This window comes from Arthrobacter sp. H41 (assembly GCF_000520535.1).
Classification (GTDB): Bacteria; Actinomycetota; Actinomycetes; order Actinomycetales; family Micrococcaceae; genus Arthrobacter_D.
On sequence record NZ_KI914790.1, the window covers coordinates 15,766 to 25,915 of the forward strand.

Annotated in this window: 9 protein-coding genes and 1 riboswitch; of the genes, 5 read left to right on the plus strand and 4 right to left on the minus strand. The window is 65.9% G+C overall.

Annotated elements, in window-relative coordinates; translation table 11 throughout:
• A partial coding sequence (locus Y705_RS18510) for an SDR family NAD(P)-dependent oxidoreductase (protein ID WP_049822493.1) occupies positions 1–435 on the minus strand: 435 nt, incomplete at its 3' end.
• Positions 436–717: 282 nt separating this feature from the next.
• Here Y705_RS18510 and Y705_RS0108510 point away from each other — a divergent pair.
• Both Y705_RS0108510 and Y705_RS0108515 read left to right on the plus strand, forming a co-directional pair.
• Positions 718–2,100 (plus strand): cystathionine beta-synthase, encoded by a 1,383-nt coding sequence (locus Y705_RS0108510; RefSeq protein ID WP_026532554.1) that lies wholly within the window; start codon positions 718–720, stop codon positions 2,098–2,100.
• Between the two features lie 23 nt (positions 2,101–2,123).
• Positions 2,124–3,290: a cystathionine gamma-synthase gene (locus Y705_RS0108515; protein WP_026532555.1), complete on the plus strand. Its 1,167-nt coding sequence runs from the start codon at positions 2,124–2,126 to the stop codon at positions 3,288–3,290.
• A gap of 153 nt (positions 3,291–3,443) precedes the next feature.
• Here the strand turns inward: Y705_RS0108515 and Y705_RS0108520 are convergent, their stop codons facing one another.
• The 3 genes from Y705_RS0108520 to Y705_RS0108530 all read right to left on the minus strand — a co-directional run bounded on the left by Y705_RS0108520 (position 3,444) and on the right by Y705_RS0108530 (position 5,600).
• Positions 3,444–3,758, minus strand: coding sequence for a DMT family transporter (locus Y705_RS0108520; RefSeq protein ID WP_026532556.1), 315 nt, complete (start codon positions 3,756–3,758; stop codon positions 3,444–3,446).
• An 11-nt stretch (positions 3,759–3,769) separates the two neighbouring features.
• Positions 3,770–3,838: riboswitch (guanidine-III (ykkC-III) riboswitch) on the minus strand.
• Between the two features lie 116 nt (positions 3,839–3,954).
• Positions 3,955–4,383 carry a hypothetical protein gene (locus Y705_RS0108525; RefSeq protein ID WP_026532557.1) on the minus strand — a complete coding sequence of 143 codons (429 nt, stop codon included), beginning with the start codon at positions 4,381–4,383 and terminating at the stop codon, positions 3,955–3,957.
• An 8-nt stretch (positions 4,384–4,391) separates the two neighbouring features.
• A complete protein-coding gene (locus Y705_RS0108530) occupies positions 4,392–5,600 on the minus strand; it encodes an amidohydrolase (protein WP_049822494.1) in 1,209 nt (402 codons plus the stop codon).
• Between the two features lie 152 nt (positions 5,601–5,752).
• Here Y705_RS0108530 and Y705_RS18515 point away from each other — a divergent pair, with 152 nt between their 5' ends.
• The 3 genes from Y705_RS18515 to Y705_RS0108545 all read left to right on the plus strand — a co-directional run bounded on the left by Y705_RS18515 (position 5,753) and on the right by Y705_RS0108545 (position 10,130).
• Positions 5,753–7,138: a glycosyltransferase 87 family protein gene (locus Y705_RS18515; RefSeq protein ID WP_081737920.1), complete on the plus strand. Its 1,386-nt coding sequence runs from the start codon at positions 5,753–5,755 to the stop codon at positions 7,136–7,138.
• Positions 7,139–7,147: 9 nt separating this feature from the next.
• Positions 7,148–7,795, plus strand: coding sequence for an MOSC domain-containing protein (locus tag Y705_RS0108540; protein ID WP_026532559.1), 648 nt, complete (start codon positions 7,148–7,150; stop codon positions 7,793–7,795).
• A gap of 394 nt (positions 7,796–8,189) precedes the next feature.
• On the plus strand, positions 8,190–10,130 hold the full coding sequence (locus Y705_RS0108545) for a DEAD/DEAH box helicase (RefSeq protein ID WP_026532560.1): 1,941 nt from the start codon (positions 8,190–8,192) through the stop codon (positions 10,128–10,130).
• Positions 10,131–10,150 lie beyond the last annotated feature (20 nt).

Here is a 10,150-nt window from a genome sequence, read left to right on the forward strand (position 1 = left end):
GACGGCCGAGCCGCCGTTCACGAAGAGGATGGTGCCGCGGTTCTTGCCGAGGAAGCGCATGCCCGGAACCACCTGGTGCACGGCGGCCACGGGCCCGTAGATCGAGAATTCGATCGGCCCCACGAGATCCGCCGGCGTCGTCTCGAGCACGGGGCGCATGAAGTCCTTCTGCGGCAGCGGACTGTATTGCAGCACCTCGATCGGGCCGAGGGTTTCGGTCGCCTGCTCGAGTGCACTGGAAATCGATGCCGGGTCCCGCACATCGGCGGTGAAGCCCTGCGCATGGACGCCGTCCTTCCCCAGTTCCTCGGCGAGCGCATCGAGGCGCCCCTGGTTGCGGGAGATGAGGGCAACGGCGAATCCTTCAGCGCCGAACCGCCGTGCTACTGCTGCTCCAAGACCTGATCCTGCTCCGATAATCGCGATAGTAGTCATAGGAGGTGCAAGGCGGCCGGGCGCCGTCGTATTCCGTTTGTCCGCAGTGTGGACAACGGCAACGGGCATAGCCATACTGCGCTGGGTTGAGGTGTTCAGCCTGCGTCAGATGTGCCGCGTTTGCCGGGATTGTGGCCCGGAACGCGGCGTGTCCTCGGCAACACGCCGAGGGGGAGCGCGAATGGCGCTAAAAGCGATGCAGGAGCCGCCGGAAGGCACCGGGACGTCCTCCGGCGTAACCTGCGAACCGCTGATGCGGTGCCGCTTGGTAGCTTTGTAGGCATGAAGTACGCGAATTCGATAGTCGACCTGATCGGCAACACCCCGCTGGTCAAACTCAACACCGTGACCGAGGGGATCGCCGCGACGGTCCTGGCAAAGGTCGAGTACCTGAACCCCGGGGGATCGGTGAAGGATCGCATCGCAGCGAAGATGATCGATGCTGCCGAAGCCGAGGGCAAGCTGGGGCCCGGCGGCACCATCGTCGAGCCCACCTCCGGAAACACCGGGGTCGGCCTGGCGCTAGTCGCCCAGCAGCGCGGCTACAAGTGCGTCTTCGTGGTGCCGGACAAGGTGGGCGAGGACAAGCGCAATGTCCTCAAGGCCTATGGTGCGGAGGTCGTGGTGACCCCGACCTCCGTGGCCCCCGAGAGCCCCGAGTCCTATTACGGCGTCTCCGACCGGCTGACCCGCGAAATCCCCGGCGCCTGGAAGCCCGACCAGTTCTCGAACTCCAACGGACCCCTGAGCCACTACGAAACCACGGGCCCTGAAATCTGGAATGACACGGACGGCCGCCTGACGCACTTCGTCACCGGAGTGGGTACCGGTGGAACCATCAGCGGAACAGGACGCTACCTCAAGGAAGTATCGGCCGGCCGCGAGAGCGGCCCCGTGAGGATCATCGGCGCCGACCCCGACGGATCGGTGTATTCCGGCGGCACGGGACGCCCCTACTTCGTGGAGGGCGTCGGCGAGGACATGTGGCCCGACGCCTATGACCGCACGGTGGCCGACGAGATCCACGCCGTCACCGATGCCGAGAGCTTCGCCATGACCCGACGCCTTGCCCGGGAAGAGGGGCTGCTCGTCGGCGGCTCCTGCGGCATGGCCGTGGTGGCCGCCCTGCGGGTGGCCAAGGACCTGACGGCCGACGACGTCGTCGTGGTCCTCCTGCCCGACGGCGGCCGTGGCTACCTCGGCAAGATCTTCAACGATGACTGGATGGCGTCCCTCGGCTTCCTTGACGGGGATGGCGGAAATGAACACACGGTCGGGAAGGTCCTGGGCTCGAAAACTGGCGCCATCCCGGAACTGGTTTACGCCCAGCCGTCAGCAACGGTGCGCGATACCATCGCCAGGATGAGCGAGTTCGGGGTATCGAGCATCCCGGTCCTCTCGCATGAGCCACCGGTCAAGATGGGCGAGGTACTGGGCTCGGTGGATGAGCGCTCGCTCACCGCGAGAGTCTTCGAGGGCAAAGCGAAACCGACGGACGCGATCTCGGAGCACATGGACGGGAAGCTTCCGCTGATCGGTTCATCCGAATCCGTCGAGGCGGCCCGCGAGCGGCTCCAGGACCATGACATTCTCATGGTGACGCATATCGGCTCGCCGGTGGGAATTCTTACGCGCCAAGACTTGCTGACCTATATGAGCCTCTAACAACCCCCACTCTCAGGAGCATCGTGACGCATTCTGACGCCCAGGGTTTCAACACCCGCGCCATCCACGCCGGCCAGACACCGGATCCCACCACGGGAGCGGTCATCCCGCCGCTCTACCAGACCACCACGTTCGCCCAGGACGGCATCGGCAAGCTGCGCAACGGCTACGAGTACGGCCGCGGCACCAACCCGACGCGCGATTCGCTGCAGACCCAGCTCGCCGCCCTCGAGGGTGGCAAGCATGCCTTCAGCTTCTCGTCGGGCCTCGCAGCCGAGGACGCGCTGATCCGCGCAGCCCTGCGGCCGGGTGACCATATCGTGCTCGGCAACGACGCCTACGGGGGAACCTACCGGCTGATCGACCGCGTGCTGTCCGAGTGGGGTATCACCAACAGTGCGGTGGATATGGCCGACGCCGACGCCGTCAGCGCGGCCATTGCGGCCGGCAACACGAAGATGGTGTGGGTGGAGACGCCGTCGAACCCGATGATGAAGATCACCGACATCGCGGCCATCGCGCAGCTCGCGCACGACGCCGGCGCGCTCCTCGTCGTGGACAACACCTTCGCCTCGCCCTACCTGCAGCAGCCGCTGACCTTCGGTGCCGACGTCGTGGTGCACTCGACCACCAAGTACATCGGCGGGCACTCGGATGCCAGCGGCGGAGCGGTGATAGTGAACGACGACGAACTCGCCGAGAAGGTGGGCTTTATCCAGTTCGCCGTCGGGGCGGTGTCGGCACCTATGGAAGCCTGGCTCACCACGCGCGGCTTGAAGACGCTCGGCGTACGCATGGACCGCCACTCGTCCAACGCGACGGCGATCGCAGAGTGGCTGCTCGAGCAGGACGAAGTGGAGCATGTGTATTATCCAGGCCTGGCCGACCACCCGGGCCACGACCTCGCCGCATCCCAGATGAAGAGTTTCGGCGGCATGATCTCGGTGACGTTCAAGGGCGGAGCCGAAGCGGCGAAGACGGTGGCCGAATCGACCGCCGTGTTCACGCTCGCGGAATCCCTCGGCGGCATCGAATCGCTGATGAACTATCCGTCCGACATGACCCACGCGTCGGTCAAGGGCACCGAACTCGCCGTTCCCGAGAACCTGATCCGGCTGTCGGTGGGCATCGAGGACGTCGAGGACCTCCTGGCGGACCTCGAGCAGGCGCTCACCGCACTGCGCAGCTAGGGCGATCCTCTGGAACGACGGCCTCGAGCCATCGGGACAGCTCCGTTGCGGTGGCTCGTTCGGTGATATCGCGCAGGAAGGTGATAGACGATACGCCGCCGGGCTACTCCTCGATGACGCCCCGGTTGTCACCGGCGTCCTGAGCCGGTGTGCCTAGTGGCTGAGTTTGAGCCCCACGACGCCGCCGACGATCATGGCCAGGAACACGACCTTCAGAAGGGATGACGCCTCGGCGCCGGTGACCATGGCGTACACGACAGTCAGGGATGCGCCGATACCGACCCAGACGGCGTAGGCCGTTCCGGTGGGCAGGTCCCGCATCGCGTAGGCCAGGCCAGCCATGCTGGCCAGAATCGAGGGAATGAAGACGAGGGTGGGTCCGAGTTTGCTGAAGCCTTCGGACTTACCGAGGGCCGTGGCCCATACGGCTTCCAGCACACCGGAAATGACGAGAACGATCCATGCCATGACTTTTCTCCCATGGGCCGTCTTGTCGCACACCGGGTACGGCACCCATCGTCCGGGAGCGCCCTGATCAGGGACTCACCCCTATTTTTCCACGCATCATGCGGGAAGGCCAATGACGGCGGCCCACGCATAGCTCGACCAGGTAAAGGATGACTGCAGGTAGCGTTCGTGAGCCGGTCGGCGCGTCGGAACCGCGTCAACGCCGCGGCCAGGGCAGGCGCAGCTTCCTCTTCGCCTTGGGCTCGGTGAGCTGGAAGTAGTCGCTGCTCTGGGGCAGCCACATCAGCAGCACCGCCACGAGCATCGCGACGGCGATCGCCGACAGGCCGGGGGTCCCGCGCACCAGCACGGGCACGCCTGCGATGATCCCCAGCGTGCTCAGGAGCTCCCGCGCGTTGCGCTTCCCCCGACGAAGACGCAGCAGAAGCGCCAGCTGCACCACGGCGAGCACCGCAAGGACCGTCCCCAGGCCGAGGAACCCGGCGCGGTCCTCCTCCTGCGCCGCCGCGGAAAACAGGAAAGTGCCGCCCGCCACGAGGAGCAGGACGCCCACGACGAGCCATACCGCGAAGGCGGCGCGCAGCGTGAAGGGCTTCGGCGGAAGTACGGGCCTACGGCCGGCCATGATCGCGGTTAACCCCGGGCTGCGACGACGCCGCTGCGGGTTTCGGCGTCGTAGCGGTAGACCTCGCGGCCGCCGATCCAGACCTGCAGCGCACGCTGCATGACATCGAGCGGGTCACCGCTCCACAGCACGACGTCGGCATCCTTGCCCACCGCGAGCGATCCGAGGCGTTCGGCGAGGCCCAGCACCTTCGCCGGGTTGATGGTGATCGAGCGGAGCGCCGTCTCGCGGTCCAGGCCCTCCTTGATGGCGAACGTCGCCTGGTGGACAAGGAAGTTGATGGGAATGACGGGGTGGTCGGTGATGATCGAGATCTCGACGCCGGCCGCCGCAAGCTTTCCGGGGTTGGCGATGGACCGCCCTCGGAGTTCGACCTTGGACTTCGTGGTGAACAGCGGGCCGATCAGCACGGGCGTGCCGCGCTCGGCGAGCACATCGGCGAGCAGGTGCGCTTCAGTGCCGTGGTCCAGCACCAGGTCATACCCGAACTCGTCAGCGAGGCGGATGGCTGTGGCGATGTCGTCCGCCCGGTGGGCGTGCTGGCGCCAGGGGATTTCCCGGCGAAGCACCATGGCCAGTGCCTCGAGTTTCGGATCGCGCGCGTTCTCGTCAGCCTTGCCGATGTAGTTCTGCGCTTCCATGAACGCCTTGCGGATCACCATCGCAGTGCCGAGGCGCGTGGACGGCGTCTGCTTCTTGTCGCCGTACACACGCTTGGGGTTCTCACCCAGTGCGGATTTCAGGCCGCTGGGGGAGCGCAGCAGCATTTCCTCGATATACCGGCCATGGGTGTGGATGGCGACGGCAAGGCCGCCGATGGGGTTGCCGGAACCCGGGTTGACGTTGACGGTGGTGACGCCGCCTGCGAGCGCGTCGTCGAAGCCGGGGTCATACGGGTTGATGGCGTCAAGGGCACGCACACCGGCGGTATTGGGATCGGTCATCTCATTGGTGTCGTCTCCCGCGGAGCCTTCGCCTTCCTCATGAGTACCCAGGTGCACATGAGCGTCGACGAAGCCGGGCAGCAGCCATTTGCCGTCGGCATCGATCACGGCCGCACCCTCGGGCACCTGCACGTCCGCACCGAGGGCGGTGATCGTGCCGCCGTCGAACACCACGGTGCCGTCGAAGGGATCGCCGTCGATCGGCACCACATGGGCGTTGATCACGGCGGTCAGGGGAATGGGAGCAGAGTTTCCGCGCGGGGACGTGGCCATGGAGGGGGAGCCTTTCGGGAGGGGTCCGGAATTTCCAACATACCCGCTTGCCTGCGCGAGCCGCGGCCCGTAGCTACACTGGATGAGCCGCCGGGCGATGAATCGGGTCATTCCAACGGTGCCGCAACCACCCCACAGGCAAAGGATGATGCATGCGTTTGACCAGTAGCCCACCGGTGGTCCGGGTGCTCACCCTCATTGCCGCCGTCGTCGTTTTCGCGGCCCTGGTGCTGTGGTCGCTGTCTTGGGCCAACTTCATCGGCCTGGATTTCCGCGTCTACCGGATGGGCGGCCAGAGCGTGGTGGACGGCGACGGTTCGCTGTATACCCGCTCGTTCGGTGAGGGTGAGGGATCGCTCCTGTTCACCTACCCGCCGTTCGCCGCCCTGCTGTTCACTGCGCTGACCCTGGTGACCGCCGAAATCGGCGCGGTGATTTTCGTGGCGCTCTCCGTCCTCACGGCGCTCGCGACGGCAGTCCATGTGGCCCGCTACTCGACGGGCCTTCCCAGCATGCGTGCGGTGCTGGGCCATCCCGTGGCATTGCCGGCCGCCATCGCCGGTGCCGGGCTGATCTGCCTGCTGGGGCCCTGGCGCGAGACCATGGCCTTCGCGCAGATCAACATCCTCCTGTTCGCGCTGATCATCGTGGACCTGCTGTCGGGGCCGCATCGCAGGTGGCCCACGGGGATGGTCACCGGAGTCGCCGCCGGCATCAAGCTGACCCCGCTGGTCTTCGGCCTCTACTTCCTGATGCGAGGCGAGTGGCGCGAACTGCGGAACATGGCGGCCGGATTCTTCGGGACTATCGGGCTCGGCTTCCTGCTGCTCCCCTCGGAATCCCGAATCTACTGGCTGCAGATGCTGCGGGACACGGGCCGGATCGGCGGGGAGGGGTACGTGGACAACCTGTCGGTGCGCGGCGCGATCCTGCATTTCGGTGGCCCGGATTTCCCGTCCTTTCTCCCGTGGCTCGGAGTGTCACTGGCGCTCGTCGGCGCCGCCGCGTACGTGATCCGAGGCGCTCATGCACGAGGTGACCGTTTCATCGGGATGACGGCGACGGCGCTGCTCATGCTGCTCATCTCGCCCATCTCGTGGTCGCACCACTGGGTGTGGATCGCCATCATCCTTCCGGTCCTCGCTGCCCAGTTCTTCTCCCTGCCGAAGAACCGGAAGGGGTACCGCTACGCCGCCGGAGTGTTGTTCGTTCTCACGTTGCCCGTGTTCATCTACTCGCCCAAGACCATCGGCACGCTGCTGGGTGCCGAGGACCTCAACTCCCAGCTGACCACCGGGTGGCTCATGGCCTCCAGCGCCGGCGTCTTCTGCGGCCTGGCGATCCTGGTGTTCTGGGTGCTGCTGACGCGGGCGCTCCGTCCTGCAACCGGCGGACCTGCCTCCGGCGATCGGGCCGCGGCGAGTGCCGGCGGCAAGCGGGCCGCGTCGAATCCCATCGGTGGGAATGCCGCCGGTGGAAACGCCGAAGCGGCGCACGCGGCGCGTCCGGCATCGGCGCCGACTCCTCCGGCGCCATAGGATATCGGCATGACGACTGGTTCCGTGGTGGCAGTATGCCGCGTGCATGAACTCCTCCCCACTCGTGATTCCACCGGAGTCACCGCCATCGACAAGCGACCGGTGAACGGCGAGGTGAACGTACACACCCTCGGCCTGACCGGTGACATCCAGGCCAGCCGCAAGCACCACGGCGGCCCGCTGAAGGCCGTTTACGCCTATTCGCAGGACGACGCCGACTACTGGAGCGCCGAACTCGGCCGCACCGTGGATCCTGGTCTCTTCGGGGAGAACCTCCGGGTAGCCGGCATCGACGCCAGCCGTGCGGTCATCGGAGAACGTTGGCTGGTAGGGGACACCGTGATCCTCGAAACCACCATGCCCCGCACCCCGTGCGTCAACTTCGCACGTCGCCTGGGTGAAAAGAACTGGGTGAAACGGTTCTCCGAGGCCAACCGGTTGGGAACCTACCTCAGCGTCGTCCAGCGGGGTGCCATTACAGCGGGGGACACCGTGCAGGTGCTCAGTGTGCCCGCCCACGGCATCACTGCGGCCCAGGTCTTTGCCGGGATCGATGCGGTCGCCGCCCAGCGACTGCTCGACGCCGATGCCGCCAGGGAGCCGGCCCTGTCGCCGCAGGTGCGGAAATCCGCACTCCATGCCCTGCGGACCGGCTGAATCCAGCCATCCGATATGCCCTGCGGCCGGCTGAATCCGGGTGGACGCAATCCGACGTGGGCAAGGTCACCCACCGTCGTCGGGTTTTCGGGCGCGCTCGCCCGCGACGTGCAGTAGACTTGGAATATCCCCCACACCGGTATTCCCTTTATTTTCGCCCCTTCAAGGGCTGGATAGGTTGTGTTTGGGGCCCGCTGCAGAACAGGCGGGCAGATTCATCAGGGAGCGCCGGCTAGAAGAAAACGTCACACATCACTGCTGAGAGAGCAGAGAACCAGTTGTGACGAGAAGTCCTGCCGCGGGATTGAAACAGTGCCGGATTTCTATGTACATACGGCACCTGTTGGCTCCCGCCATCCGGGCCGTCCGGCATCTATCTGAAGGTTCTTCCCTCATGCCTGAAAATCTGTCCCTGGAAAACACCGAGAACAACTCAGCAATCGAGACCCCGGCCGCTGTTGCCCCCGCAGCCGAGGTACCCGCGGAGGACGACGGCGTCGACATCCGTTTCGCCGACCTCAACCTCGACGGCCGTGTCCTCGCCGCTCTCAACGACGTCGGCTACGAAAAGCCGTCCCCTATCCAGGCCGCCACCATTCCGGCGCTCCTCGAAGGACGCGACGTCGTCGGCCTGGCCCAGACGGGCACCGGCAAGACGGCGGCGTTCGCCATTCCCGCGCTGTCGAAGATGGCGGAGCTCGCCGATATCAATGGCGGACCCAGCAAGCACACCCAGGTCCTGGTGCTCGCACCGACCCGCGAGCTCGCGCTCCAGGTGGCCGAGGCGTTCACCTCCTACGCACGCCACATGGACGGTTTCACCGTTCTTCCGGTGTACGGCGGATCACCGTACGGCCCGCAGCTCGCCGGCCTGCGCCGCGGCGCCCAGGTAGTCGTCGGTACTCCCGGGCGTGTCATCGACCATATCTCCAAGGGTTCGCTCGACCTGTCGAACCTTGAGTACGTGGTGCTCGACGAGGCCGACGAGATGCTCCGCATGGGCTTTGCCGAAGATGTGGAGCAGATCCTCTCGTCAACGCCGGCAGAGAAGCAGGTTGCCCTGTTCTCAGCCACCATGCCCGGTGCCATCCGCAGGATCGCCAAGAAGTACCTGAACGATCCCGCCGAGATCTCCGTCAAGGGCAAGACCACCACCGGCACCAACACGCGTCAGCGCTACCTGCAGGTCATGGGCCCCCACAAGCTCGACGCCATGACCCGCATCCTCGAGGTCGAGGAATTCGACGGCATCATTGCCTTCGTGCGCACCAAGATGGCCACCGAGGATCTGGCGGACAAGTTGCGTTCACGGGGCTTCTCGGCAGCAGCCATCAACGGAGACATTCCCCAGCAGCAGCGTGAGCGCACGGTCGAGGCCCTGCGTGACGGCAAGATCGACATCCTCGTGGCGACCGACGTCGCAGCCCGCGGACTCGATGTGGAGCGGATCTCGCTCGTCGTGAACTACGACATCCCGCACGACACCGAGTCCTACGTGCACCGCATCGGCCGCACAGGTCGCGCGGGCCGTTCCGGCGACGCTATCCTCTTCATCACCCCGCGTGAGAAGTACCTGCTGCGCTCCATCGAGAAGGCCACACGCCAGCCCGTCGAGCAGATGCAACTTCCCTCCACGGCGACCATCAACGAACTGCGCATGGTCAAGTTCGCGGGCAAGATCACCGAGACCCTGGCGGGCGAGGACGTCTCCGAGTTCCGCAACCTGATTGCGAACTACGAGCAGGAGCACAACGTTCCGGCGGCCGAGATTGCGGCCGCACTGGCCGTCATGGCCCAGAACGGTAATCCGATCCTCGTCAAGGACATCCCGGTGGCACCGGCGGGGCAGCGCGAGCGCTCCGAGGGGCGCAAGGATGCCTTCGGTTCACGCGGACCGACCCGCACCCTCACCGAGGGCAATGCAACGTACCGCATCGCCGTAGGACGCCGCCAGCGGGTCATGCCCGGTTCGATCGTCGGCGCCATCGCCAACGAGGGCGGGCTTTCCTCCGCCCAGATCGGTGGCATCGACATCCGCGCAGACCACACCCTCGTGGAGCTCCCCGCGGATCTCAGCAAGGACCAGTTGCGCGCGCTGTCGAAGACCCGCATCGGTGGGGAGCTCATCCACCTCGAGCTCGACAAGGGCCGCAAGCCGGCCGGAGCCCGCGGTGCAGGGGAGTTCAAGAAGCCCTTCAAGAAGGACTTCAACAACGACTCCAAGAAGCGCGACGGCGACACCCGCTTCAGCGGAGACAGTGCCCGCAAGGCACGCACCGGAAAGGGTGCCGGGGCCGGTGCCGGACGCTCGAGCGCACAGAACGACCAGTGGTAGGAACTAGCTGAATTCACCCT